Annotated in this window: 26 protein-coding genes; 6 read left to right on the top strand and 20 right to left on the bottom strand. The window is 59.4% G+C overall.

Annotation, left to right across the window (positions count from 1 at the left end; all coding sequences use genetic code 11):
* Window positions 1-49: 49 nt before the first annotated feature.
* Both CQ015_RS02935 and CQ015_RS02940 read right to left on the bottom strand, forming a co-directional pair.
* Window positions 50-538, bottom strand: a complete 489-nt coding sequence (locus tag CQ015_RS02935; RefSeq protein WP_105569945.1) for a GNAT family N-acetyltransferase — start codon at window positions 536-538, stop codon at window positions 50-52.
* 107 nt (window positions 539-645) lie between these two features.
* Window positions 646-1,092, bottom strand: coding sequence for a YdeI/OmpD-associated family protein (locus CQ015_RS02940; protein WP_096287274.1), 447 nt, complete (start codon window positions 1,090-1,092; stop codon window positions 646-648).
* Window positions 1,093-1,347: 255 nt separating this feature from the next.
* Between CQ015_RS02940 and CQ015_RS02945 the strand changes: the two genes are divergently transcribed.
* Entirely contained in the window at window positions 1,348-1,788 is a 441-nt protein-coding gene (locus tag CQ015_RS02945) for a hypothetical protein (protein WP_096287276.1), read from the top strand.
* A gap of 111 nt (window positions 1,789-1,899) precedes the next feature.
* On the opposite strand, the gene rbfA is transcribed toward CQ015_RS02945, so the two are convergent.
* The 5 genes from rbfA to rimP all read right to left on the bottom strand — a co-directional run bounded on the left by rbfA (window position 1,900) and on the right by rimP (window position 7,641).
* Window positions 1,900-2,334: a 30S ribosome-binding factor RbfA gene (rbfA, locus tag CQ015_RS02950; RefSeq protein ID WP_096287278.1), complete on the bottom strand. Its 435-nt coding sequence runs from the start codon at window positions 2,332-2,334 to the stop codon at window positions 1,900-1,902.
* A 94-nt stretch (window positions 2,335-2,428) separates the two neighbouring features.
* Window positions 2,429-5,428, bottom strand: coding sequence for a translation initiation factor IF-2 (infB, locus tag CQ015_RS02955; protein WP_096287280.1), 3,000 nt, complete (start codon window positions 5,426-5,428; stop codon window positions 2,429-2,431).
* 167 nt (window positions 5,429-5,595) lie between these two features.
* The gene (locus tag CQ015_RS19565; protein WP_096287282.1) at window positions 5,596-5,916 is read right to left on the bottom strand and encodes a YlxR family protein; all 321 of its coding nucleotides are present in this window, start codon (window positions 5,914-5,916) and stop codon (window positions 5,596-5,598) included.
* A gap of 172 nt (window positions 5,917-6,088) precedes the next feature.
* Window positions 6,089-7,072, bottom strand: a complete 984-nt coding sequence (gene nusA, locus CQ015_RS02965) for a transcription termination factor NusA (protein WP_096287284.1) — start codon at window positions 7,070-7,072, stop codon at window positions 6,089-6,091.
* Between the two features lie 2 nt (window positions 7,073-7,074).
* Entirely contained in the window at window positions 7,075-7,641 is a 567-nt protein-coding gene (gene rimP / locus CQ015_RS02970; RefSeq protein ID WP_096287286.1) for a ribosome maturation factor RimP, read from the bottom strand.
* Window positions 7,642-7,805: 164 nt separating this feature from the next.
* Here rimP and CQ015_RS02975 point away from each other — a divergent pair, with 164 nt between their 5' ends.
* From CQ015_RS02975 to CQ015_RS02985, 3 genes are all read left to right on the top strand, one after another.
* Window positions 7,806-8,867: a hypothetical protein gene (locus CQ015_RS02975; RefSeq protein WP_146114007.1), complete on the top strand. Its 1,062-nt coding sequence runs from the start codon at window positions 7,806-7,808 to the stop codon at window positions 8,865-8,867.
* A 339-nt stretch (window positions 8,868-9,206) separates the two neighbouring features.
* Window positions 9,207-10,457 carry a sensor histidine kinase gene (locus tag CQ015_RS02980; protein ID WP_105649304.1) on the top strand — a complete coding sequence of 417 codons (1,251 nt, stop codon included), beginning with the start codon at window positions 9,207-9,209 and terminating at the stop codon, window positions 10,455-10,457.
* A gap of 16 nt (window positions 10,458-10,473) precedes the next feature.
* Window positions 10,474-11,202: a response regulator transcription factor gene (locus CQ015_RS02985; protein WP_105553702.1), complete on the top strand. Its 729-nt coding sequence runs from the start codon at window positions 10,474-10,476 to the stop codon at window positions 11,200-11,202.
* 489 nt (window positions 11,203-11,691) lie between these two features.
* On the opposite strand, the gene CQ015_RS02990 is transcribed toward CQ015_RS02985, so the two are convergent.
* From CQ015_RS02990 to CQ015_RS03050, 13 genes are all read right to left on the bottom strand, one after another.
* Window positions 11,692-12,498 (bottom strand): TSUP family transporter, encoded by an 807-nt coding sequence (locus CQ015_RS02990; protein WP_105553703.1) that lies wholly within the window; start codon window positions 12,496-12,498, stop codon window positions 11,692-11,694.
* Window positions 12,499-12,546: 48 nt separating this feature from the next.
* Entirely contained in the window at window positions 12,547-14,334 is a 1,788-nt protein-coding gene (locus CQ015_RS02995) for a proline--tRNA ligase (RefSeq protein ID WP_105649305.1), read from the bottom strand.
* 182 nt (window positions 14,335-14,516) lie between these two features.
* On the bottom strand, window positions 14,517-14,927 hold the full coding sequence (locus CQ015_RS03000; RefSeq protein WP_105649306.1) for a hypothetical protein: 411 nt from the start codon (window positions 14,925-14,927) through the stop codon (window positions 14,517-14,519).
* Window positions 14,928-15,050: 123 nt separating this feature from the next.
* Entirely contained in the window at window positions 15,051-15,785 is a 735-nt protein-coding gene (locus CQ015_RS03005; protein WP_105649307.1) for a hypothetical protein, read from the bottom strand.
* 76 nt (window positions 15,786-15,861) lie between these two features.
* Window positions 15,862-16,596, bottom strand: coding sequence for a hypothetical protein (locus tag CQ015_RS03010; protein WP_105553707.1), 735 nt, complete (start codon window positions 16,594-16,596; stop codon window positions 15,862-15,864).
* Window positions 16,597-16,667: 71 nt separating this feature from the next.
* A complete protein-coding gene (locus CQ015_RS03015; protein ID WP_146114008.1) occupies window positions 16,668-17,405 on the bottom strand; it encodes a hypothetical protein in 738 nt (245 codons plus the stop codon).
* Between the two features lie 158 nt (window positions 17,406-17,563).
* On the bottom strand, window positions 17,564-18,385 hold the full coding sequence (locus tag CQ015_RS03020) for a DUF4081 domain-containing GNAT family N-acetyltransferase (protein WP_258137659.1): 822 nt from the start codon (window positions 18,383-18,385) through the stop codon (window positions 17,564-17,566).
* A gap of 19 nt (window positions 18,386-18,404) precedes the next feature.
* Window positions 18,405-19,571, bottom strand: coding sequence for a flavodoxin-dependent (E)-4-hydroxy-3-methylbut-2-enyl-diphosphate synthase (ispG, locus tag CQ015_RS03025; RefSeq protein ID WP_096287306.1), 1,167 nt, complete (start codon window positions 19,569-19,571; stop codon window positions 18,405-18,407).
* 130 nt (window positions 19,572-19,701) lie between these two features.
* Window positions 19,702-20,256 (bottom strand): NADPH-dependent FMN reductase, encoded by a 555-nt coding sequence (locus CQ015_RS03030; protein WP_096287308.1) that lies wholly within the window; start codon window positions 20,254-20,256, stop codon window positions 19,702-19,704.
* A 533-nt stretch (window positions 20,257-20,789) separates the two neighbouring features.
* Window positions 20,790-21,089: a YciI family protein gene (locus CQ015_RS03035; RefSeq protein ID WP_096287310.1), complete on the bottom strand. Its 300-nt coding sequence runs from the start codon at window positions 21,087-21,089 to the stop codon at window positions 20,790-20,792.
* A gap of 23 nt (window positions 21,090-21,112) precedes the next feature.
* Window positions 21,113-22,462, bottom strand: coding sequence for an RIP metalloprotease (locus CQ015_RS03040; protein WP_105569940.1), 1,350 nt, complete (start codon window positions 22,460-22,462; stop codon window positions 21,113-21,115).
* Complete coding sequence (gene dxr / locus CQ015_RS03045; protein ID WP_096287314.1) at window positions 22,459-23,682, bottom strand: 1-deoxy-D-xylulose-5-phosphate reductoisomerase; 1,224 nt, start codon at window positions 23,680-23,682, stop codon at window positions 22,459-22,461. The genes CQ015_RS03040 and dxr overlap by 4 nt, the downstream gene beginning before the upstream one ends.
* A 123-nt stretch (window positions 23,683-23,805) precedes the next feature.
* A complete protein-coding gene (locus CQ015_RS03050; protein ID WP_105553710.1) occupies window positions 23,806-24,960 on the bottom strand; it encodes an acyl-CoA dehydrogenase family protein in 1,155 nt (384 codons plus the stop codon).
* 220 nt (window positions 24,961-25,180) lie between these two features.
* On the opposite strand from CQ015_RS03050, the gene CQ015_RS03055 reads away from it, so the two are divergent.
* Both CQ015_RS03055 and CQ015_RS03060 read left to right on the top strand, forming a co-directional pair.
* Window positions 25,181-25,795, top strand: a complete 615-nt coding sequence (locus CQ015_RS03055; RefSeq protein WP_096287318.1) for a TetR/AcrR family transcriptional regulator — start codon at window positions 25,181-25,183, stop codon at window positions 25,793-25,795.
* Between the two features lie 71 nt (window positions 25,796-25,866).
* On the top strand, window positions 25,867-26,331 hold the full coding sequence (locus CQ015_RS03060; protein ID WP_096287320.1) for a GNAT family N-acetyltransferase: 465 nt from the start codon (window positions 25,867-25,869) through the stop codon (window positions 26,329-26,331).
* Window positions 26,332-26,377 lie beyond the last annotated feature (46 nt).

Raw genomic sequence — 26,377 nt, forward strand, 5'->3', positions numbered from 1 at the left:
ACGGCGCCTGCAGGCTTCTCAGCGGAGCCGGCAGGCGCCGTTTGGCATCTCAGAGCACCGCTTCGAAAAGCAATAGCTTCGAGTCACCGTCGTCGGCGCGCACCATGCGAATCTCTTCGCCGGCCGCGATCTGCACAAACCCGAATTTCGCGTGCAGGCGCAGCGAGGAGACGTTTCGTTCGTTGGTGAAGTAGTACGCGCGCCGGCTCCGCGCAGCGATCCATTCCAGACGCGCCGCGGTGAGGGCCTGGCCAATTCCATGCCTGCGCCAGTTTGGATCTACGATGACCCCGCCGAGGTAGTGGCCTGCGGGTGCAATTCCGTGGGCGTCTTCGTGCCAATGGGTCTTCGCGATGCCGGCAATCTGGGTGCCGGCCACCGCCACTACGACGGTCCGGTGGGAGGTGCTCTGGATTGCCTGCGCCGTCCACGGGTCCCGGCCGCTGTCCACACACAGCTGGGCTATGGCTGCAGCGTCTTCCGCGCGTGCTGCGCACAGCCGTAGATCCTGAATCCCCACGGCCCTTGGCTGTCCCATGTGGTCGGCTCCCTTGCGCCATGCTCGCCACCGGGCGGGTAATCCGCCCGGCCTATCCTCCGCGGTCGCCTGGAGCGCCGGTACCGACGCACCAAAGTTAGTCGACACTAGTCGACGCGTAGTGCCTTGATGACTTTTTCCACTCGTCGAGCACGGGTATCCGCGCCCTTTGCCGAGATGATCGGTTCAACATGACCGCGTTGCTTGCTGTAGGAGAGATTGTTCCAGGCGTCGGCAAGGGCCGGTTCCAGAGACAGTTTCACCGCAAGGTCCTCGGGGACTTCGATGATTCGCGGTGCCTCGTCGAGTTCCAGTTTCACGGTGACCTCATCCCCGGCACCCCGACCGGTGGCACCGCGCGTTTCGGAATTGAAAGAGATCAAAAATTGCCCGCCCATGGATGAGATGGTATTTCGATAGGTGTAGTCCCCGTCGATCGTCACCGTCACCGGTACCCGTTTGCCGTGATTGAATCCCCGGACGATTTCGTCGGGAACAACAATGCCCACGTTATTTCCGGTCGAGGCCATCAATGTGGTGGTGAATTCCGGCATGAGCTGCTCCTTTGTTTCAGGCAAGTCTTTGATCTCCACGGTAGTCCAGTATCTCCGCGCTGACCACCATCAATTCTCATGAGTTGCGAAACGCTGCCAGCGGCCCGCCGGGGAGCCAGATTGGCCAACGCGCACTGGCCCCTGCTCTTCATGGTCCTCAATTCTTTCTGTGGCATCATGGACAGCACCCCCCACTCCACGAATACCGCGCGGAGCCATCGCTAATCACGCGTTGCAATCCATGCAAAGGAAAACTTGCCGGAACAAAAACCGAAACCCCACGAACTGCTGATCTTCATCCTCTATCTGGCCGCCTGCGCGCTGATGGCTGGACTTCCGTTTCTCCTCGGATTCCTCACCCCGCTCTGGCTCCCGCAGCTCGGCGAGCTGAAACAGGGCCTTTGGCCATGGGTTCCGGTCCTCGTCATCGTCTTTACCCTGGTACTGCTCGCTACGGGTGAAATCACCGACCGCCTGGTGCGAATGCTATTTCCCGAGGCCGACAAGATTGCCGGCAATACCTTGGAATCGTTGCTGAGCTTCGTGGTGATCGTGGGCTGCTACTATCTGGTCATGAGCACCTACCCGCTGGCCCTGGCGAGCGCCGCGGTCAGCGTGGCGGTCTATTTGCTCTGCACCCCGCTGATCAATCGGCTCACATCCAGCGCACCCCGCGATACACCCGGCGCCCCCTAAGCTCTTGCTTTTTTCTGCACGCAAAAACCCCAGTGGCGCACGAACTGCTGTTCGGCACCACTGGGGTTTTTGCTCGCTCCCGATTCGCGGAAGCGCAGAGCATGAGGAGGCCTAGGCCTCTTCGTCCTCGTCGTCCTTCTTGTACGGATCGGCATCCCCGGCGTGGGTCTTGCCCTCGCGCAGCGAAGCGACCTCAGCGTCCTTTTCCTTGGCCTTGGCCAGCAGTTCATTCAGAAGCGAGGCGCTCTCTGGAATCTCGTCTGCCACGAAGGCCAGGGTAGGGGTCAAGCGAATGGTCAGGTTGCGTCCCAATTCCTTGCGCAGCGCACCGGTGCGCTTGGCGAGCATCTCGGCGATTTCCGCCTTGATCTCACCCTCACCGAACACCGTGTAGTACACGGTGGCGTGCTGCAGGTCGTTGGTGACCCGCGCGTCGGTCACGGTCACGTTGTCGATGCGCTCGTCTTTGATGACGGTGCGCAGCGACTGGGCCATGAGGACCTGTACGCGCTTGGCCAAACGGGCCGCACGGGCTGAATCAGCCATGGATCTCTCCTAAAAAATTGTCGTGAAAGTGAGGAGCGTGGGCGCTCACCGGTCAGTTTACCGGTGCGCGCCCACGCCGTTGCTCATCTAAGGATTAAGCTCGTGGCTTTTCGCGCATCTCGAAGGTCTCGATGATGTCGCCTTCCTTGACGTCGTTGAACGAGCCAAGGCCGATACCACACTCGAAGCCCTCGCGGACCTCGGTGACGTCGTCCTTTTCGCGGCGCAGCGAATCGATGTTCAGGTTGTCTCCCACTACCTTGCCATCGCGAACCAGGCGTGCCTTGGTGTTTCGCTTGATGGTGCCGGAGCGGATGATCGAACCTGCGATGTTGCCGAACTTCGAAGAGCGGAAGACCATGCGGATCTCGGCGCTGCCCAGGGCAACTTCCTCGTACTCTGGCTTCAGCATGCCGGTCAGGGCAGCTTCGATGTCATCGATTGCGGAGTAGATGACCGAGTAGAAGCGCATGTCAACGCCTTCCTTATCGGCCAGGTCTGCCACGCGTTCTGCCGGACGCACGTTGAAGCCAATGATGATGGCATTGTCAACGGTTGCCAGGTTGACGTCGTTCTGGGTGATCGCGCCGACGCCGCGGTGGATCACGCGCAGCTGCACGTCGTCGCCCACGTCGATCTTCATCAGCGAGTCTTCCAGTGCTTCGACAGCACCGGAGGCATCGCCCTTGAGGATCAGGTTCAGCGTATCGATCTTGCCATCTGCCACAGCCTGGTCGAAGTCTTCCAGGGTGATGCGCTTGCGGCGCTTGGCCAGCATGGCGTTGCGCTCTGCGGTTTCGCGCTTGTCGGCGATCTGGCGTGCGGTGCGCTCGTCGTCGGTGATCAGGAAGCCGTCGCCGGCGCGTGGCACCGAGGACATGCCCAAGACCTGAACCGGACGCGACGGCAGGGCCACGTCGAGGTTCTCGCCGTTTTCGTTGAACATGGCACGCACACGGCCGTGGGCGGTGCCCACAACCATGGTGTCGCCCACTGCCAAGGTACCGGACTGCACCAGCACGGTGACAACCGAACCGCGGCCCTTGTCCAGGTTCGCTTCGATGGCTACACCGCGGGCGGACTTGTCAGGGTTCGCCTGCAGTTCCAGCACGTCGCTGGTCAGCAGCACGGCATCGAGCAATTCGTCGATACCATCGCGCTGCAGCGCCGAGACATGGATGAACATGGTGTCGCCACCGTATTCTTCGGGAACCAGACCGTATTCGGTCAGCTGGCCCTTGACCTTGTCAGGGTTGGCGCCTTCCTTGTCGATCTTGTTGACCGCGACGATGATCGGCACGCCGGCAGCCTGTGCGTGGTTCAGCGCCTCAACGGTCTGCGGCATGACGCCGTCATCCGCTGCGACAACCAGCACTGCAACGTCGGTGACCTCGGCACCACGGGCACGCATGGCGGTGAACGCCTCGTGGCCCGGGGTATCGATGAAGGTCATCGCACGGTCGCGGCCTTCGTGCTCGTGGTTGATCTGGTAGGCACCGATGTGCTGGGTGATGCCGCCGTGCTCGCCCTCGGTGACGTTCGACTTGCGGATTGCATCCAGCAGTCGGGTCTTACCGTGGTCGACGTGGCCCATGATCGTGATGACCGGGGCACGCTCTTCGAGCTCGGCTTCGCCTTCAGCCTCAAGTTCGGCATCCAGGTCCAGGCCGAAGCCTTCGAGCAGTTCCTTGTCCTCGTCCTCCGGGGAGACGACCAGGACCTTGTAGCCCAGCTCTGCACCGAGGACCTCGAAGGTCGCCTCGTCCAGCGACTGGGTGGCGGTAGCCATTTCTCCCAGGTGGAAGAGCACGGTGACCAGTGCTGCCGGGTTTGCGCCGATCTTATCGGCGAAGTCGGTGATCGACGCACCACGGCGCAGGCGGATCTCGGAGGATCCGTTGCCGCGTGGAACGTTGACGCCGCCCAGGCTCGGAGCACTCATCTGCTCCAATTCCTGGCGCTTGGCGCGCTTGGACTTGCGCTGCTTGCCGCGTCCGGCGCCGCCCTTACCGAAGGCACCGCCAACGCCGCCACGGCCGCGTGGAGCGCCCGGACGGAATCCGCCGCCGCCTGCACCGGCACCCGGAGCGCCACCTGGACCGCCGCCGCCACCTGGACGACCGCGACCGCCGGCACCCGGACGACCGCCGGCTGCTGGAGCCGGACGATCGGTGCGGTTAGGCATCATACGTGGAGTTGCGCCACCTGCGGCGCCTGCGCCACCAGCGCCGGCACCTGCCGGACGTGGTGCGCCGGTTCCGGCACCTGCTGGGCGTGGACCGCCCTGGCCCTGGCCGGCCGGACGCTGTCCGCCGGCACCCTGTGGGCGTGGACCGCGAGCTGGTGCACCATCACGTGGTGGACGCGGACCGCCGGTACCTTGACCGCCAGCACCCTGGGGGCGTGGGCCTCGGCCTGCTGGACGTGGACCGCCCTGGCCGCCTTCGCCGCGCATTCCCTGCTGTGCGGAGAATGGCGAGTTGCCCGGACGTGGACCGCCTGGACGTGGAGCTCCTGCGCCGGCGCCCTGTGGGCGTGGTGCACGGTTCTGGCCGCCGTCGCGGGAACCACGACGTTCATCCCCGCCGCGCATTCCCTGCTGCGAGGAGAACGGGCTGTTGCCGGGGCGTGGGGCGCCAGCTGGCTTGGGTGCCGGCTTTGGACCTGGGCGTGGACCGCCCGGGGCCGGGGCTGCCGGAGCCTTGGCTGCCGGGGCGTCCGCCTCGGGAGCCTTGGCCGCTGGTGCTGCTGCCGCCGGAGCGGCTGGAGCCGCCGGAGCAGCTGGCGACTTAGCAGCTGGGGCCGCCGGAGCTTCCGGAGCCTTAGCTGCTGGGGTAGCCGGGGTGGCAGCTGGCTTGGCCGCAGGCTTAGCGCCTGGCTTTGGACCGCCAGCACGTGGTGCTGGGGTCGAGCCTGCTGGCTTGGCTGGGGCTGCCGAACCTGGGAAGGCATCGCGCAGTTTGCGCGCTACCGGAGGTTCAACGGTTGAGGAAGCAGAGCGAACGAATTCGCCCATATCCTGCAACTTAGTTAGGGCTTCTTTTGAAGTAATTCCGAGCTCTTTAGCGAGCTCGTGAACGCGGGGTTTAGCCACATCTCTCCTGTGTCGATGCGATCGGCTAGAACCCCGGGTTCAATAAGACTTGGGTGTTCTGGCTGATCAGCGTTGTAATTCGTGAAATTCTTCCGCCGCACGGTGGATCACGCAAAACCGATTGTTCATCGTTGTGCGCTCAACTTAGCGGACTCATCGGGTTGCCATCAGATTTCTGACCCGCTTTCATCATGATTGCCAGATAGCCGGCCCGTTGCCGACTGATCTTCGTATGCGGCGAACTGCTGTGCCACGCAGGAGTCATCAACCGAACTTCTAAAAGCTCGGGAAAATGCCTTGCGTCGCACAGCATGCCGCACACACTTTTCGGTTCCATGGGTCCAGGCACCCCGCCCTGCGGCGGAGCCCGAAAGATCCAGATGCACACCGCGCAGCGGTGAGTCCTGATTCAAAACCCAACGGAGTAGCTCATCTTGAGATGTGATGGTTCGACAGCCAATGCACGTACGTTGCTGATGCAGTTTCATGCGAGCGCCATCCTCACCTTCCACAACTTGTCAACGAGCCAACTACTAGTCTAGCGCGTTTAGACCTCGGCGCACGCGTGAGGTCCAGATCACAGGTACGCCGAGGCCAAAAAACGTGCTAGGCAAATCTATTTTCCGTCTCCCGTTGACCGGGATCAGGAATTGCTCAAAATTAGAACTGTGGTTCCTTGCCACCGGATGCGGCAATGATGTCGATGCGCCAGCCGGTCAGCTTGGCGGCCAGACGCGCGTTCTGGCCTTCCTTGCCGATGGCCAGAGACAGCTGGCTGTCCGGCACGACTACACGAGCGCGACGCTCGTCCTCGTCGAGGATTTCGACCGAGACGACCTTCGATGGGGACAAAGCGGCAGCGATGAACTTGGCCGGATCCTCGTTGTAGTCAACGATGTCGATCTTCTCGTCGTTCAACTCGTTCATCACCGCACGCACGCGGGTACCCATTTCACCGATGCAAGCGCCCTTGGCGTTCACTCCGGCTTGGGTGGCGTGCACCGCAAGCTTGGTGCGGTGCCCTGCTTCGCGGGCCAAGGCCTCAACCACGACGGTGCCGTCTGCGATCTCCGGAACTTCCATTTCGAACAGCAGGCGAACCAGATTCGGGTGCGAACGCGACAAGGTGATTGCCGGGCCCTTGGTACCGCGTTCGGCGGAGACCACATAGGAACGCAAGCGGCTGCCATGGGTGTAACGCTCGCCTGGAACCTGCTCGGGCGGTGGAAGCAGTGCCTCGACCTCACCGATATTCACCTGGACCATATGCGAGGAGTGGCCCTGCTGGATGACCCCGGAGATCAGCGTGCCCACGCGGGAGGAGTACTCCCCCACGACCACTGCGTCTTCGGCTTCGCGCAGACGCTGCATGATCACCTGACGTGCGGTGGACGCGGCAATGCGGCCGAAACCGTGCGGGGTGTCATCAAATTCGCCCAGCAGCACGCCGGTGGAATCGCGGTCCTCGACGAGGATTGCCACATGTCCATTGCTTTGCTCGATATGAGCGCGAGCACCGGGCATTGCGCCGTCGGTCTTGTTGTAGGCCAGCAGCAGTGCCGACTCGATGGTAGGGATCAGCACATCCATCGGGATGTCCCGCTCTTTTTCCAGGATGCGTAGCGCATCGAGATCAATATCCATGCCTAGCCCTCCAAATCTTCGTTATCAATGTTTTCAAATAGCGCGTCGTCGAAATTGATTTCCGGGTCAACGACTGCCTTGCGGATATCTTCCAGGGCGAAGGTCTTCGGTTCGTCGACCTTGACCTTCATGCCCTTTTTGGCAGGCTCGTGGTGCACGGAAATGACTACCTCGGTGTCGGTGACCTCGGTCAGCCGGCCACGCAGCTTGCTGCCGTCGGAGAGATTAAACTTCACCATCCGGTTCTTCGCACGGATCCAGTGACGATTCAGCGTCAGTGGGCGCGAAAGACCTGGGGAGCTTACTTCGAGTTCATATGGATCTACTGACGCGTATTTGGCGTCCTGATCCAAGGCATTAGAAATGGTGGTAGTTACTTCACCAAGTTCGTCCAAAATCACCGATTGGGTGCCGTCAGCCTTGTCGACGATGACCTGCACGGTCATCTGCTTTCCCGAAGGGCGGACAGAGACTTCTTCCAGCACCAGCCCGTGGGATTCCACTTCCTTCTCCAGCACGGTCGTCAACCGTTGTGCCTCTTGTTCGGTATCAGCCGGCTTAGCGGTCATGGATATCCTCCCACGTTATTCGATGTTGTCCTTTAAGGGTATATGCACGCACGCAAGATGAAAACTGCTTAATGGGCACAGGTGAAAGAACTCACGCGCAATTCGCGCATTCAGCGCGTTTGAACCGGGCTTAGCCCGCAACTTCATGGCATGATCGAATCGCCATGACTGAGAACTCGACACCGCAACCCACCCGACGCACCCCAAAAGCCAGGCGCGCACCGGGCTGGATCGCACCGCTGCTAGCCGGAGTTCTATGCGCTGGCCTCACCTGGGGTGTGGGCATGAGCATCTTTCGAGGGTCGTTGGAAGATCGTGGCCTGCCGGAGGAAATCCGCGGAAGTTCCGAAGCGCAGCTCCAGCTGTGGCAGTACGGCTCAACCCTGGCGCAACTCGCCTCCCAGGCCGACGCGTTGGCCGCGCTGGCAGGCTCGGACAGCGCCGGCGCCCTGAGCGAATTGAGCGCCACCTTGGCTCATGGCTCGCGGCTGGTTGGCCAGTTGAGTTTCGAGGATCAGCCAGCGGAGCCGTTGGCGCAAAGCTTCAGCCCGGAGGCGGTTTCCAAACTGGCCGAACAGGTTGCCGAGCTGAGCACCCACATGCCGGCCATCCCCGAAGAGCAGGCACCGCTGGCACCCGCGCTGACGCAGCTGGCCTTCCAAACAAATCTCGAAGCGCGCAGCGCGCTACGCACCGTAGCTAAGCAGGAGTCGGTGGATCAGCTGCCCGCCCCGCTGCGCTCCGGGCAGGGCGAAGCCGAGGGGGAACCTGTGGGTTGCCTCAGGGATCTGAAGCTCTTAGACGCGGAAACCCCGATTTCCGATCCGGCGTTGCATGATGACGTACGGGTGGCCCGGGCGCTGGACCGCGGCTATGCATTGGACTACATCTTGCAATTGCAGGCTGCGCGCGGAGCCAACGCGGATGCGGCGCAGATCGAAGAGCGCCGCACGATGTTGAATGCCGAACTGCGCAAGGTGCGCTCGGTGCTGCCAGGCGACTGTGCGGACCTACGCCAGTCGGCCTATGTTCTGCCCGAGGACGGATTCAATGAACTCGGTTCGCTGGCCTCAGAAGCCGAGGACGATTTTGTTCAGGCGCTAGCTCTTGCCTCGGGTGCCGCGAAGGACAGCGCGCAAGGCACGTTGGCCGAAACGACCTGGCAGGTTCTGCTTGAGCAGCGCCAACGTGGACTAGATCCAGAACTGCTGAACGCCAGGGAGTAATACTCGCCAGGTATTACCTGCACGCCTGGGTCTGAACGATTCAGCGGCCGAAAACGTACCTGCTCAGAATGATGTGCCCGCATCGCCGTGTGTGACAAGATACATTCAACCGCACAGATTCTGAGGAGTTCCCAGTGTTTGATTCCCCCGGTGGAATTTTCGGCAGCCAGGCGCTCGCAGTCCTTTTGACGCCTGGCATCATCCTCTGGTGGACCGGCACTCGGTCGCGAGGAACCCTCGCAATTACTGCGAAGCCTCAGGTAGTCGGCTAATGGACGTCCCTTGCGGCCTCGGTTTTACCGGCTCAGACTACGCTGCATCCCGCCAAAGGATTCCACGGTGAGTTTCTCCACGCCCTCAGGACAGGCGCATTCCCCGCGCGGCACCGCAAGCGGCGTCCGGGTAGCCACGCTGGTGCCAGGCAAAGATCTGGTCCAACGCCTGTTCGTTGCTATCGCCGGGTTTATCTTCGAGATGATCGTCTGGTCCGCAAGGAACCCCGGGGGCTATGCAGGGACAATTCCATCCTGGATCATCATCACGGTTGCTGCTCTGGGTTACACCACCTTCGTGATGACCCGCTCGCCGATCCTTGGCTACTACACGATGATCTTGCTGAGCACCGGCTGCCTCATCGACCCCATGGCACCGACCATGATGGTCGGGTTCCTCATTGCCGTTTTCTACCTGGCCCGGCGCTTGCCGCGACGCAGGGCATATCTGGCCCTGATCGGCGCAGCCATCCCGATACTGACCGCCTCGTTGGTTTCCACGAAGTTGCAAGTCATCGGTAACCTCACGACGGTTCTCCCCAGCGCGGCCGTCTTCACGCTGCTGGTTCTCGCGGTGTGGGGCTCGGGCGTGGCATTGGCCAGCTATGAGCGCACGCTGCGCACGGAACGTGCTTGGGCAATTCGTGCCCGCGAAGAAGCCACCACGACGGAGCGGCTGCGTATCAGCCGCGACCTGCATGATTCTGTGGCGCACTCGCTCACGGCGATCGTATTGCAGACCGCTGGCCTGAGGGCGGTGCAACGCACCAAGTCGCGCGAAATTGACCTGGATGCGGCACTCGCGGATATGCAGCAGACCGCGGAGCAGAGCATCCGCGAACTACACCGCCTGCTGGGACTCTTGCGCGGCGAGGGAGACGCCCCAGATTCTCCGCCGCGCGGAATCTCCGACTTTGCCGAGCTCATCCAGGCGGCGCGAACTTCGGGGGTCGAAATCCACGAGTCTATTTCCGGCCCCGAGCGTCCGCTCGATCCAAGCGTCGGACACGCTGCCTATCGTGTAGTCCAAGAGGGCCTGTCAAATGTGATGCGCCACGCCGGTCAAGGCGCCAAAGCCTACGTCGAAACCCATTGGGAGTCCGAAGAGCTGACAGTATCCATCCGTTCGCTATCCGGAATCATCGAAAAGTCGGGCCTCTCGGGCGGGTTCGGGCTGCTGGGCTTGCGCGAACGCGTCACTATCTGCGGAGGAACACTAGTCAGCGGTCCTACCGATAGCGGTTTTCTCGTCAAAGCGGTTCTGCCCGTGCGAACTGAACTAGGCTCGGGCCATAACAGCTCGTCGGATGATTTGTGAGTGGAGCGTCAACACGATGATCGCAGACCCAGAACCCACCGCCCACGGCCCGAATGCGAGTTCCAGAATTCGCATCCTCATAGTGGATGATCAGCCAATGGTCCGGGCCGGCATTTCCATGTTGCTTTCCGCCGAGCCTGACCTCTCGGTGATCGGCGAGGCGGGCTCGGGGCCCCAAGCTCTTGAACTTGCTGGCAAGCACCTCCCCGACGTGGTGCTCATGGATGTGCGCATGCCTGGGATCGACGGGGTTGAGGCGACCAAGCAGCTGGTTCGTGAAACCCGGGAGAACCAGGACCGGCTGGTCCGGGTGCTGATTATGACTACCTTTGATGATGAGGAGGTAGTGGTCAAGGCGCTCCAGGCCGGTGCCAGTGGATATCTGCTGAAACACGCCTTGCCCAACGAGATCGCGGCCGCGATTCGGCGGGTGGCGGCGGGTGAAACCTGGCTGGATGCGACGGCTGCCACCCGGCTCGTGCAGCGCCTGCACATGAGCTCCTCGGACTTGCCGGACATCACGGAGCTGCTGACTCCTCGAGAACAGGAAGTCCTGCGACTTGTGGCCGCGGGCCTGTCCAATCAGGAGATCCGAGACCTGCTGGTGCTCAGCGAGGCGACGGTCAAAACTCACGTGGCCCGAATCCTCTTCAAGACCGGCTCCCGGGACCGCGCTTCGGCTGTGGCCTTGGCGTACCGCTCGGGCTTCAGCCGTGCCGATGACAAGATCCCGGGACGAAACTGAAAGTTTCCAGAGAAAGATACCGTGCAGGTATGACGACGGCAGAACCTCAATTTGAGATCCTAGAACTAACGCCACAGCAATCCCTCAGCGCTTCGAGGGTGTGGCCTGGTGGGAGCGGTTGCTGCCACCGTATGACGTCCTAGATGACGGTCAGCCTTTTTGGGAACCTGCGTTAGGGAGAAAGCTTTTGGGGCAAATCCAAAAGCTCAGCTTCTTTAATGCGCCCGGCCTATGGGGATGGGTCAAGGCTGATTGATGTTGATTCTAGGTAAGGCAGTATGGGGACATTGCCTCCAGGAATTGCCGGCTCGCAGTCCAAGCGAACCGGCAATTCGTGGTTAAAGGGCATGCATTAATCCGCCCGGCCCACGTTGGGCAATTGGCCGCCGCCAACCACCGCGGCAAGCCGGTGTTCGGTTTCGGAAAGGCGATGATTCTAACCAGGCTGGCTGCCTTTCGCTGGACCGTTTCCCGGGAATCGTTGTGCCCCTAGGCAAAGATCATGTCTGAACCGAGTTTGATGATCAGTGCGCACACCACGATCACGAAGATGATCCTGATGAATTTGCTGCCTTTGGAAATCGCCATGCGGGCACCGAGGTAGCCGCCGGCCATATTCATCAATCCCATGGCCAACCCCAACCCGAAAACCACGTGCCCAGCCGGAATGAACAACACCAGGGCGCCAAAGTTGGTGGCTAGGTTGACGATCTTCGCTTTGGCCGAGGACTGCAAGAAGTTGTACCCCAGCACCGTGACCATAGCGATGATCAAAAATGATCCGGTACCCGGACCAATCATGCCGTCATAGCCGCCGATGATCAGTCCGATCGCTACCGCCCGCAGGTAGTGCCCGCTGCCCCGGTAGCGTAGCTTGCTCAGCTCTCCGGCTTTGGGCTTGAAAATTGTGAAGGCAAGCACCGCCACCAACGCGGCGATAATGATTGGCTGGATGGCTTCTTCGGGCAGAATCGTGGCAATGGCTGCACCACCAAAGGCACCAACCATGGCCATCAGGGCCATGGGGATTGCCGTTTTCAGGTCCGGGCTGGTCCGCCTGTAGTAGGTAATCGCGCTGGTGGCGGTTCCAAAAATGGAACCCAGCTTATTCGTGGCCAGGGCCTGTACTGGGCTCATTCCGGGAAAGAGAAGCAGCGCGGGCAACTGGATCAGTCCACCGCCACCGACAACTGCATCGATCCAACCGGCCGCAAACCCTGCCAGTAAAAGCAGGATCAGCGACGTCCAGCTGAACTCAACACCATCAAGTGACAAGAAGGAGAGAATCTCCGGCACCGCGCTGCACCTCTATTCATTTATTGCTTGTGAAAAGCTACCGGCAGTTTACGCGGTCAGCTCTTCCACCACATCGGCAACGGCAACGTCACGACGCTCGCCGGTGGCACGGTCCTTGACCTCAACGACTCCGTCGCTTAGCCCGCGGCCCACCACAACAATGGTCGGCACGCCGATCAGCTCTGCGTCGGAGAACTTCACGCCGGCCGAAACCTTTGCACGGTCATCGAAGATAACCTCCATGCCCTTGGCTTCGAACTCCTTGGCTAGCTTTTCGCCCGCTGCCAGCAGCTCTTCGCCCTTGCCGGTCACGACAATGTGGATGTCGACCGGGGCGACCTGCTTTGGCCAGGCAAGGCCCTTTTCGTCGTGGTAGGCCTCGGCGAGGGCTGCTACCGCACGGGTAACGCCAATACCGTAGGAACCCATGGTGACCACAGAGAGCTTGCCGTTCTTGTCCAGCACCTTGAGGTCCAAGGCTGCCGCGTATTTACGGCCGAGCTGGAAGATGTGTCCCATTTCGATACCGCGTTCGGCACGCAGTGGACCGGAGCCGTCCGGAGCTGGGTCGCCTGCGCGCACATTTACCGACTCGATGGTGCCGTCGAAGGAGAAGTCACGCTCGGCCACCAGACCGAAGACATGCTTGCCCTTTTCGTTGGCGCCGGTGATCCAGCTGGAGCCGGAGACCACACGCGGATCAACCAGGTAGGTGATCCCGCTGGAGGCTTCGGAGCCCAGCACCTGCTGGTCCAGTCCGTTGCCTGGGCCAATGTAGCCGGCGATCAGCTCGGGGTGCTTGGCGAGGTCTTCGGCGCTTGCCGCCTCGACCAGCACTTCACCGCTGATATCCAGGGCCATGCCGATGGTTGCTTGCGCGCGCCTCAAGTCGACCTGACGGTCCCCGGGCACTCCTATGACCACGACGTGGCGGTTGCCTTCGGGGTCGATGACCGCGACGACAACGTTCTTGAGCGTGTCGGCGGCAGCCCATTCGCCTTCTGCACGCGGGCGCAGCTCGTTGGCGGCGGCAACCAGCGTCTCGATGGTTGGGGTTTCCGGGGTATCGAGGACTTCGAATGCCGGAGCATCGCTGAAATCGATTGCTTCGGGAACGACGGTTGTGACCGCCTCAACGTTGGCCGCGTAGCCGCCTGGCGAACGCACGAAGGTGTCTTCGCCAATGGCAGTTGGGTGCAAGAATTCCTCGGACTTCGAGCCACCCATGGCACCTGCCTGCGCGAACACTGGCACGACTTCTAGGCCCAGGCGCTCGAAAATACGAAGGTACGCGCCGCGGTGTGCGTCATAGGCTTCGTCGAGACCCTCGTCATCGATGTTGAAGGAGTACGAATCCTTCATGATGAATTCGCGGCCACGCAGCAGGCCTGCGCGCGGACGTGCTTCGTCGCGGTACTTATTCTGGATCTGGTACAGGTAGGCAGGAAGATCCTTGTACGAGGAGTACAGGTCCTTGACCAGCAAGGTGAACATTTCCTCGTGCGTTGGAGCAAGCAGGTAGTCCGCACCCTTGCGGTCCTGCAGGCGGAAAAGGCCTTCGCCGTATTCAGTCCATCGTCCGGTCTGTTCGTAAGGCTCGCGTGGCAGCAGTGCCGGGAAATGAACTTCCTGAGCACCAATGGCGTTCATTTCTTCGCGAACAATAGCTTCTACGCGAGCAAGCACCTTCAAGCCCAGTGGCAGCCAGGTATAAATGCCCGGTGCTGCGCGGCGAATGTATCCGGCTCGAACTAACAGCTTATGGCTGTCTACTTCTGCTTCAACCGGATCTTCGCGCAAGGTGCGCAGGAACAGGGTGGAAAGCTTCAAAACCACGCGGGGCGTCCTTTTCCGTAAGTCGCCGGTCCATGGTGTGCCACTGGAGGTCGACTCAGCTATGCAAAATCTGATGTGTAATTGGCCTAAAAATAGCCTTCCACAATCCTAACCTCTATAGGCAAAACCCTAGTATTCCTAAGGCTGTGGAGACTACCGTGATTCTTACCGCAATAGAAAAACTACTGCCCTGGGAGGGTTTCTCTCCAGGCGTTGGCCGTCGTGCTCGAAACTCTCGCCAACCACCCTTCGATGATCACTTCACGAAGCTGATCTATCTTGATGTGTTCTAAATGGAATAACACAATGTCGGTCCCGGTCAAATGCTGAATATCAAAGAATAGTTCTCCGAAAGCATCAATCAGTTCTTTCTTGGCAATCTCCGAGGCGGTGCGCACCGCGTAGATTTCGCCTCGCGGGACAGGTTGCCCCTGGTCAACGAGTCTTTTCGTGTCAGCTTTCCCCAGCGGTCGCCGCCAGATGACCATGCCGCGGGGCACCGACCACTTCGCTCCGCTGCCATATCCACCAATGCCTTCCTCGAGCTGAGGCAGCGCTGCTGCTATTACTCGAATGTCTGCAATCGTGGCCATCCTCCCATGCTCTCGCGCGCACACGAGGATTCGCAAGTGCACAAGGTATATGTTGAGCTGGCATACAGCAACGCCGCCTGCATCCAGAATGGAAGCAGGCGGCGAATGGTGAAAAATCTCGCGTTACTGAGCCTTCTCCAACTCTGCAACTGCGACGTTGAGCTCCTTGACCAACTCGTCGATTTTAGCCTGCTCGTCCTCAACCGCACCGGAGTAGGAAATGGACACCGCATTGGGGCCGACAAGACCCTGAACGGTGTAGCTTCCCATCGGCACCTCGGTGCCTTCCATGCTGATGCTCGTCTTCGTTGCCGTGGTCACTTCGGCGTCCGAGGTGGCGTCAAGCATTTCAGCCGAAGCGTTGAGCTTCATTCCCTGCATTTCCATGGAGAAGCTGTCGCAGCCCTGCAGATCCTTGGCCTCGACGGTCTTCTTGATCTCGGATAGCTTTGCGTCGTCCTCGTAGGATGCAACGCTGTAGCTGGTTGACTCGCCGGCCTCCGCGCCCGCGACGGTGGCAACGGCCATATTGATGCCTTCGATGTCCCATGAGCTTTGCTGAGCGACCAGTTCCGCGCACTTGGCAGGCTCGATGTTCATGCCCTTGACCAGTTCCTTCGCCTGTGGCAGAGACTCTGCGATCGCAGCACCGTCGATGATCTGCGCGCCGGATTCATCGGCTACTAACTTTTCTACGACTTCCTTTACCTTTGCGGAACTCAAAGGCTCCGCTGCCGGGGCTTGCTCCGAGGCTTGCGCCTCATCCGATGCCGCCGGGGCCTCATTGCCCGAGTCCGCGCAACCGGTCAGCGCCAGCGCCCCTGCAAGCGGAAGCAACCAAAGTGAACGTTTTTTCATGATTCAGTCCTCACGTTGAGTGGTGTTGCTTCCACTGTATTTGAATAATGGTTAGAAATAAAAGCCCAAGGCCTAATTATTGCAACGATTTGATTTCGGCAAACGCTTGATCGGCCAGCTTCATCGCTTCTCCCGCGAGCAAGGGTGCTTCCACGGTTCCACTGGAAAATGTCACCAGAACGAAATTATTGCCTTCGAGAGCCTGCACCGCGACCGAATTCAGGTACTCGTCCGCCCCAACCTTCATTTGCGTGGCCATCGTCAGCGCCTGGTCTGCGGTTGAGTCAAGGTCCAATATCTGTCGGTCCGTGTTTACTTCCTGACCCGAGACGCTCACGCTGATCGATTCGCATCCTTCAATGTCGGACAGCTTCAGAGCCTCAGAGATATTTTTCCGAGTCTGTGCATCGGTGATCGAGAATATCTGGATCACTTTGCCCGTGGAGTCCCCCTGGACCGTTGCAGATGCCGCCACTGTGCCGGTCAGGTCCGTGACGGTGTACTCTTCTTGCTGTTTGGCGCATTTCTCCGGCTTGATCCCGTTGCTGCCTTCCATGGCCTTGGCATTCTCCAACTGGGGTTTCATCACCTCGTTGTCCAAGATCTGCGCAGTAGAGTCCTCGCCCACAAGCTTCGTGACCACGTCCTTGACCTGATCTGCGGAGAGCGATGCCCCGCTTGTTTGATCCTGCTTCTGGGACGGCGCGGGGCTCGACTCCGCCGTTACCGGATCAGCATTATCGCTTCCCGAGCAGCCAGTGAGAATCAGGGCTGCAGCCAGAGGTAGCAGCCAGAGGGAACGCTTGGTCATAGATCAATCCTTAGAATGCGCCACGGCTCCAAGCCTGGCTAGAAATGCTGGAAATACGCAGCCCCGAGGTGCTACTCAAGTTCGGCGAACAACGCGTCGATTCGTTCCGAAGCGTCTTGGAGGCGCTCTTGCGTTTGCTCTGCAGTCGTCTGCTGCTGGAAACCGACCATCACGTTGCCCTGTGCCGCTCGCACCATGAGTTGCTGTTGCGTTTGTGAGCCATCGCTACTGGTCACCACATAGGCGTCATTGAACGGCGCCATTGTTTTAGTTGGTTGTTTCGCCAAATGGTAGGCGAGAGTTTTCCCGTTGATGGTCACCGAATATCGTGCGCAGTCGGCGCTCGCCTTCGCTTCGCTTTCCCATTGGGCTTGCAATGCTTCTTCGTCTTGATAGACCGCAACCGTCAGATATCGATCTTCAAACTCCACCGCCGACATCTTGGCCTTGGCCAGTTGTTCGGTGACCGGAGCGGCGAAGGTAACACCGCATTTACTTGGCGAAACTTTCAATCCCTCAATCCAGGCCTGTGCTTCGGGGATACTTTTGCGCAATTGCGAATCCGATATGACCTTCGCCTTGGAATCGTCCTTGACGAATTCCTTGAGCTGCTTTTCAAGTTCATCGGCGTTGATCTGCAGTGCGCTTCCCGCCGTTGCCTCATTGGGAACAGACGGGGTACTGCAACCGCTAAGCAGGAGCGCCGCGAGGCAAAGCGCCGAGGCGAGGTACGTTTTAGAGCAATTGGCAAGAGCCACAGATTTTCCTGTCACGATAGTTACTGTGCTCGAGTCTAGAAGATTGCGCACCGTTCTCGGCGGATTATGGCCTCTGAGCCCGAGGCATGCCGTGCAAAAACGCCGCGTTTTCTACCAGTTCTTGATGAGACGATTCTGGTCCGACACGAGGATTTGCGGCCATGAGCAACCTGCAGTCGACAACTGCGCGCGTCAGATCTCTGGACGTACTAGAAAAGGATCGTCGCGAACGTTCCAGCCTGCTCGAATCCCACCCGTTCATAGGACCGAATGGCAGGCTCGTTGTAATTGTTCACATACAAGCTCACAACCGGCGCAAATCGCAGCGCATAGTCAACCGTGGCTGCCATATATCCGGCGGCAAGTCCCTGTCCGCGATAGCGGGGGCTAATCCAAACACCTTGGATCTGAACTACCGAAGTGGTGACGGTTCCAAGATCCGCCTTGAAAATAATCTCGCCGTACTCGTCAACGTCGATCACGGTGTGCCCTTCGCGAATCAACTGACGCACCCGGGTTCGGTAATATCCACCGCCACTGTCCAACGGCGAGTATCCAAGTTCTTCTTCAAACATTGCAGCACTAGCAGGCAAGACAAGGTTGAAGTCCTGCAAGGTCGCCACGCGCAGAGACTCAATCGGCGTGATATTCGCCTGGTGCGCAATAGTCATCAATGGCTGATTTTCACGGACGTCGAAGAATGTCTGGGGTCCCGAGGCAAGGACATCTTGCATCGCCAGCACAGTCTCGGCTGGGCCAAAAACCGAAGCGAAACGTTGGCGCGTCTCCAGCGCTTGCTGAGCATAGGCGCGCGCATGTTCAGCGCTCATGGCGGTGGGCGCAATATTTGCGCCCACCCAGCATGCCGATTCCAGCCCCTCTTCACCGTTAATGCCGAGCAGGTGGGCAAAACCATCCGGAACGGCGGAACGGTGCAGAGCAAGCTGCGACCGGGTAAAGATATTAGCTACGGGGTCTTGATCAAGCAATGCGAGTAGGGCCGCAGTATCTCTACGTCCCAAGACCCGCACTTCCCCGGGCGGGCTCTGTCTAGCTGACGGAGACCACGGGAGAACCCGAGGCAGGATTCTCGTCATCGCCAAGATCCATTTCTTCAGCTAAACGATTAGCTTCTTCAATAAGGGTTTCGACAATCTGGTCCTCGGGGACGGTCTTGATAACTTCACCCTTGACGAAGATCTGCCCCTTGCCATTACCGGAGGCTACGCCGAGGTCGGCGTCTCGTGCTTCGCCCGGGCCGTTAACAACACAGCCCATCACCGCAACGCGCAGCGGGGCTTCCATGCCCTCTAGTCCGGCGGTGACCTTTTCGGCCAGCGTGTAGACGTCCACCTGAGCGCGACCACAGGATGGGCAGGAAACGATGTCCAGCTTTCGGGGACGCAAGTTCAAGGATTCGAGGATCTGGTTACCAACCTTGACCTCTTCGACCGGTGGAGCCGAAAGGGAGACGCGGATGGTGTCGCCAATGCCCTGTGAGAGCAATGAGCCGAAGGCAACGGAGGACTTGATGGTGCCCTGGAAGGTCGGGCCGGCTTCGGTAACACCGAGGTGCAATGGCCAGTCGCCGGACTCAGCCAAGAGTTGGTAGGCGCGGACCATGATGACTGGGTCGCTGTGCTTGACCGAAATCTTAAAGTCGTGAAAGCCATGTTCTTCGAATAGCGAAGCTTCCCAGATGGCCGACTCTACGAGTGCCTCCGGGGTTGCCTTGCCGTACTTCTTCAGTAGCTTCGGGTGCAGCGAACCACCGTTGACGCCGATACGAATCGAGGTGCCATGATCCTTGGCAGCCTGAGCGATTTGCTTAACCTGATCATCAAATTTGCGGATGTTGCCTGGATTCACCCGGACGGCACCGCAGCCGGCCTCAATCGCAGCGAATACGTACTTCGGCTGGAAGTGGATGTCGGCGATGACCGGGATCTGCGATTTCATCGCGATGATCGGCAAGGCTTCGGCATCTTTATCGGTCGGGCAAGCGACGCGCACAATATCGCAACCGGCGGCCGTCACCTCGGCGATCTGCTGCAAGGTTGCGTTAATGTCATGCGTCTTGGTGGTGGTCATCGTTTGCACGCTGATAAGCGAGTTCGAACCGATGCCCACATTGCCAACATTAAACTGACGGGTCTTACGACGTGGAGTGATTACCGGCGGTGGTGCCGCCGGCATGCCGAGTTTGACCGAAGTCAATGGATGCCTCCGAAGTGATTGTAGGTATTTCTATATCAAGTATCGCACCGTCTGGCGTGCTATTGGTAAGGATGCGAGAAAAGCCACGACGAGCGCCGTGGCTTTTCATCACAGATTCAAGAAAAGTTACTTAGTTGGCTTCTGCAACGGTGCGGATGTTGCCCAGCACTTCGGCAACCTGTTCGGCAACTTCAGCGTCATCCTTCGGGTGAGTTTCGGCGAAGCGAACCACCGAGTTGGGGATGGAGAGCTTGACGTTCTCAAGGACGTTTGCCCCTGCAATGTTCAGCGCCTTGCGGGCTTCGTCTTGAGCCCATACGCCACCGTACTGGCCGAAAGCGGTGCCGATGACAACCGATGGCATGTCTTTCACGGCGCCAGCACCGAACGGGCGCGAGAGCCAGTCGATGGCGTTTTTGAGAACGGCTGGCATGGTGCCGTTGTACTCAGGGGAGATCAGCAGCAGCGCATCCGCCGCGCCAACAGCATCGCGCAATGCCTGTGCCGCCGCAGGCACACCGCCTTCAACATCGTGGTCTTCGTTGTAGAACGGCAGGCTGTCAAGGCCCGAGTACACGCTCACATCAACGCCTTCTGGGGAGTTCAGCGCGGTAGCTTCTGCCAACTGCTGGTTGGTTGAACCAGCGCGCAGGGAACCGACCAGAGTAATGACCTTTGTTGCCATATTGTGCTTCTCCTATATTTAGTGAATCAATAAGTAGACAAAGCTGACGCTTCATCTACTCCAACGAGTGATCAGAAGATTCAATTCCGCCACTAGATATGACTTAGGGCACACTCGTGAGAACTCCTGGGTCATAACTGCGCGTGCACCAACCAGTCAGCGGTAAAGCCGCGGCTGCTCAGTCCCGATTAGTCCAATTCAGTCAAAAGCGGCAATATCGCTTCTTGCTCTTCTTTTCGCGCCGATAGGTCATGCTCCCGCCGCCCTCTGAAGATGGCCTGCATACCAATGCCCATTCGCTCTTCGGCACCTCAAGGGACGCTCACCCCTCGCTTTCTCACCTGGCCAAAGATTGTGCGGCAAAGAGGCAGCGCTAATAAACGATGGATACTTACGCATAAATTGCAGCTGCAATTCGATTAGCGGCGGACGCGAGAGGCCAAAATTCATTGCGCTCTTGTCGCTCAACGAATCAATGAAACCCCCGGCCACAAAGCCAAGGCCTGCGGTCGGGGTCGATAAGCATTGACTTTTTAGGAGGCGAACTGCGAAAGCAGGCCCATGACCGGGTTCCATTCGGTGATGTCGGTCTGCTCTAGCGCGCCGACCTTGCTGAATGGATCATTGGCCAGCACCTCATTCAGGGCGGACTTATCCTCAGCTACAAAAATGAGCAGAGCACCGTCGGCAGCCGGGGTGGGACCCGAGGCGAGAAGACGAACCGAGCCTTCTCCAAGGAACTCACCGAGGTATGCGCGGTGCGCCGGACGGTGTTCGTTGCGCAGTTCGGTCGAGTCCTGAGCATAGGTGTATTCAACAGCAAAAACAGTCATGGCTACAGCTTATTTCGCCAGGCCTAGAAGATCGTGATTGGTTTGAAGATGTCTGCGTATATTAAGAGCCCGCCCATGACCAGCATCGCAGCAACGACTACGTAGGTGAGGGGCAACAGCTTGATGGTATCCACCGGAGCGATGTTCTTTTTTCCGAAGATCCGGGCTACGGTACGCTTCAGTCCCTCGTAGAGGGCACCGATCACATGCCCGCCGTCCAGCGGCAGCAAGGGAATCAAGTTGAAGGCAAATAGCGCCAGATTCAGTCCACCGGCCAGCGAGAGCAACGAGGCGATCTTGTCATTGATTTCGATGCCCTCATGAGCATTGATTTCACCGGCGATACGTCCCACACCAACGATGGAGACCGGACCGTTCGGGTCGCGCTCCTCGGTACCGAAGGCGGCCTGTGCTACGTCGACCATGCGCTGGGGCAGGTGCAGTATGACGTTGCCGATGTTCAGCAGCTGGTCCCCCACCACGCCGGGAATTTCGGTGACCGGCTGGGAAATGTTTTTCTCCTGCGAGCCCATCCCGACGAACCCAACCTGCGCGGTTTTCATGGCGCCGTTCTCGTCGGTCACCGGATAGCCATCTGCATCCAGCACCGGCCGTTCGGTCAGATAGGGCGTCAGCGTGGTGTCATGCATGATGCCACCGCGTTCATATTCCAGGGCGATGCTTTCCCCCGGGTGGTCACGGATCACACCGGTGAGTTCATACCAGGCATCGTGCGCCACCGGGGCGCCGTTGACGGCGGTGATGGTGTCTCCCGGGAGCAACCCGGCGGCGTAGGCCGGAGCTTCCTTGTCGTTGGCGGTGCATTCGGTCGCCTCAGAATTTTCGGCGCTCGCGATGCACTGGTACACCTCGGAGACGGTGGTGGTCGCCGTGGGCACGCCAAAACCGGTGATCACCACGCCGATCAGCAGGAACCCGAGCAGCAGGTTGACGAAGGGTCCGCCGAGCATGATGATGATGCGCTTATAGATGGGCAGCTGATAGAACAGCCGGCCTTCGTCGCTGGCTTCCACGTTCTCATTGGCCTGCGAACGGGCGTCGTCAACCATTTGCCCGAAGACTTTGTCGAAGAAACTCGGCTTCTTCTGCGCCGCGCCGGCTTTGCTGGCCGCGCGCGGCGGGTACATGCCCACCATTGAGATGTATCCGCCCAGCGGAAGTGTCTTCAGCCCGTATTCGGTCTCGCCACGCTTGACCGAAAAGATCGTCTTGCCAAAACCGATCATGTATTGCGGAACGCGCAGTCCGAATTTCTTGGCCGGAAGCAGGTGCCCGACCTCGTGCAAGGCAATGGACAGCCCGATGGCGACGACCATGAACAGGACACCGCCAAGGAACATTAATACGCTCATGCTTTTTCCTTCAGCAACGAGATTGCGTGGGCGCGCGCCCACCGATCGGTCTCTAGCACTAGCTCCGCCGAAAGCTCGGCGTTCACCGGGGTATAGTCTTCCAACACCCGGTCGATGGTTTCAACAATGTCGGTAAAGCGGATCTTGCCTTCATGGAAGGCGTCAACCGCAATTTCGTTCACCGCGTTGTACACGGTCATATGGGTGCCGGAGGCGGCAGCGGCCTGCTTCGCCAATTTCACCGCGGTAAAGACCGATTCGTCCAAGGGTTCGAAGGTCCACGATGCGGCGGTGGAAAAATCACAGGGTTTCGCGGCTCCGGCCACGCGATGCGGCCAGTTGATGCCCAAGGCAATCGCTAACCGCATATCCGGTGGCGAGGCCTGGGCGATCACCGAACCGTCGATGAACTCAACCATCGAATGCACTATCGACTGGCGGTGCACCAGCGGTTCGATACGCTCCAGCGGCACATCAAAGAGCAGGTGGGCTTCGATGACTTCTAGCGCCTTGTTGACCATGGTCGCAGAGTTGGTGGTGACCATCCGCCCCATATCCCAGGTTGGGTGGGCTAGCGCCTGCGCCGGGGTCACTTCGCGTAGCTGCTCATAGCTATATCCGAAGAATGGTCCACCGGAGGCGGTGACAATCAGCTTGGAGACTTCCTCCGGGGTGCCCGAGCGCAGGGCTTGGGCAAGAGCTGAGTGCTCGGAATCCACCGGAGAGATCTGCCCGGGAGCGGCAATCTGCTTCACGACCTGGCCGCCGATAATCAGCGATTCCTTATTCGCCAGCGCGAGCAGGTGTCCGGCCTTCAACGCCGCGATGGTCGGTTCCAATCCGATGGCGCCGGTAATGCCGTTGAGCACCACATCAGATTCCATATAGCCAGCGATCTGCGCGGCGGCCTGCGGCCCTGCGAGGAGTTCCGGGGAGTAGTCGCCTACGCCTTTGTCCTGCGCCACCTGCGCAATCGCGGATGCGAGTTCATCTTTGCTCTCTACCGCCGCGCCCACGAGGTCCGGGCGGAAGGCGACTGCCTGTTCGGCGAGGAGCTTGAGATTGTAGCCACCGCTCAGTGCCGCGACGCTAAATTGCTCCGGGGCATTCTTGATGACATCCAGGCCTTGGGTGCCAATGGATCCGGTAGAACCGATCAGCGTGACACGGCGCGGATGGTCCGCAGTTTTAAAAGAAGATTGGATGCTCACCCACCCCATTATGGCCGTTATATCTGTGAGCTCCCAAAGTGCAGATCAACCGGCGCGCTCAAGCCAAGCCGTGCCGGCGAGCAAGTCTGAAGCTCAGCAGCGCGCCGGCCCGGCTCATTAGGGATTGAGCCTTTACAGCCCGAGGCTGCGGGCGATCAGCATCAGCTGAACCTGCGTAGTGCCTTCACCGATTTCCAGGATCTTTGAATCCCGATAGTGGCGAGCCACCAATGATTCGTTGATAAATCCGTAGCCACCAAAAATCTGAGTGGCGTCCCGGGCGTTGTCCATGGCCGCCTCACTAGCGACGAGCTTGGCGTGGGCTGCTTCGATCTTGAAGTCTTTCCCGGCAAGCATTTTGGCCGCGGCCGCGTAATAGGCAAGGCGCGCGGTGTGGACGCGCGAAGCCATGCGCGCAATCATGAATGAGATTCCCTGGTTCTTGCCGATTGAAGAGCCAAAGCTCTGTCGGTTCTTCGCATAGGTTACCGCCTCATCCAGACAGCCTTGGGCGGCGCCGGTCGCAAGAGCCGCGATGGCGATACGACCCTCGTCAAGGATCTCCAAGAAATAGGCATATCCGCGTCCGCGTTCGCCGAGGAGATTCTCTTCGGGGACTCGGGCACCGTTGAAGCTCAGTGGGTGGGTATCGCTGGCATGCCAGCCGACCTTGTTGTAAGCCGGTTCCGCGGTGAATCCTTCGGTACCCGATGGAACGATAATCGTGGAGATTTCTTTTTTGCCGGTGGCCTCGTTGACTCCGGTCACCGCGGTGACCGTGACAAGCGAAGTGATGTCTGTTCCCGAGTTCGTGATGAATTCTTTGGAACCGTCGACAACCCACTGGCCATTTTCGAGCTTTGCTTTGGTTCTCGTGGCCGATGCGTCAGATCCGGCACCGGGCTCGGTCAGTCCGAATCCTGCGAGGTTCTTGCCGGCGGCGAGATCTGGCAGCCAACGCTGTTTTTGTTCCTCATTTCCGAAACGGAAGATCGGCATCGCCCCGAGTGAGACACCTGCCTCCAAGGTAATGGCTACCGACTGGTCGACTCGACCAAGTTCTTCCAGCGCGAGGGCCAGAGCGAAGTAATCGCCGCCAGATCCGCCGTATTCCTCGGAGATCGGCAATCCAAACAGGCCCAACTCCCCCATTTGCGCAACAACTTCATAGGGGAAGCTGTGCTCCGCATCGTGTTTAGCGCTGACCGGCGCGACGACTTGCTGGGCAAATTCACGGACGACGTCGACCAGGTCTTGGTACAGTTCGTCGAGTTCGAGATCAATCACGGGCACTCTCTTCTTTCGAGGTTGTCCACACCGTCCTTGCGTTTTTGACGCAATGATCGATGGCGGGCCATGTTGGACGCGGAGGCCATATCTTGGAAGCTGACCGTCCGGCGCGTATGGTTAATTTCTATTAACTGTGTATGTCCAGCTACATTTTGACACTAGTGGCGTACTTCATAGTTGTCCATAGTTGGACGGGGTTTTCGAAGGAGTAAATGCATTGAGCAGATATCAATCGCTCACTGAGCCAACCGAACGCGAGCGTGCCAAGGCCGAACGCCGTGATGCGCTATTGCGCGAAGCGACACGGCTCTTTGCGTTGCACGGTTACGCCGGTGTTTCCTTAGAAGATCTGGGAGCCGCCTGCGGCATCTCGGGGCCTGCCGTGTACCGGCATTTTGCCGGCAAACAGGCGCTCCTCATCGCTTTGCTGGTAGATATGTCTAAGGACATCTACGCCGGCGGTCTGAAGGCCGCAGAGAGTGGCGGCAAGCCGTTGGAGGTGTTGTCCCGACTGGTTGATTTCCATACCGATTTCTCCCTCTCTCGACCAGACATCCTTCAGGTTCAGGACCGCGACTTGAAGTCGCTCCCGAAGGCCGAACTCGCCTTAGTCCGAAAACTTCAGAATAATTACATTGCGTTGTGGACCGAGCAGCTGGCCCAAATGCATCCCACCGGAAGCCCGCAGTCGCATCGCTTTAGGGCACACGCGGTCTTTGGCCTGTTGAACTCCACCGCACACTCGGCGCACTCACCACGCACCAAGAAATCCGGGTTAAAGCCGTTGCTCTCCAATATGGCACTCGCGGCTCTCACATCCCCGGTAGTCTAGAAACTAAGTCCCACTTATTCTGGGCGCGTTCAATCGGGCGCGTACCACCTCACGAAAGAAAGGCCTTTACCGTGCAACTACGTGAAGTCCGCCCTTCCGACTTGGACGCCTTCTTTGCTCACCAGCAGGAACCCGAGGCGAACCTGATGGCGGCCTATCAGGCCCGCAACCCTTCGGACCGGGCCGTATTCGATCATCACTGGAGCTCAATCCTCAACGATGAGTCGGTACTGGTTCGCACTATCGAGCACGAAGGCGACGTTGCCGGCTCCATTTTGGTCTTTGACGGTTCGAAGCCCGAGATCAATTTCTGGACCTCCACCAAGTTCTGGGGCAAGGGAATCACCACCAGCGCTGTGGACGCGTTCCTGGCCGAGTTCACTAAGCGTCCGCTGACCGCACACGTGGTGCAGGACAATCTAGGTTCGCTCAAGGTCCTAGAACGTCGCGGCTTCAAGCAGGTAGGCACCGAGCAGATCTTCTCGAACGCCCGTGCCGCGGTTGTCACCGAGATCGTTCTCCAGCTCGACGACTAACAGTCGCTTAAATACAGCTAACCGCAGTTCACCCGACGACGTGTGA

The sequence above is a fragment of the Arthrobacter sp. MYb221 genome (assembly GCF_002979835.1).
Taxonomy (GTDB): domain Bacteria; phylum Actinomycetota; class Actinomycetes; order Actinomycetales; family Micrococcaceae; genus Glutamicibacter.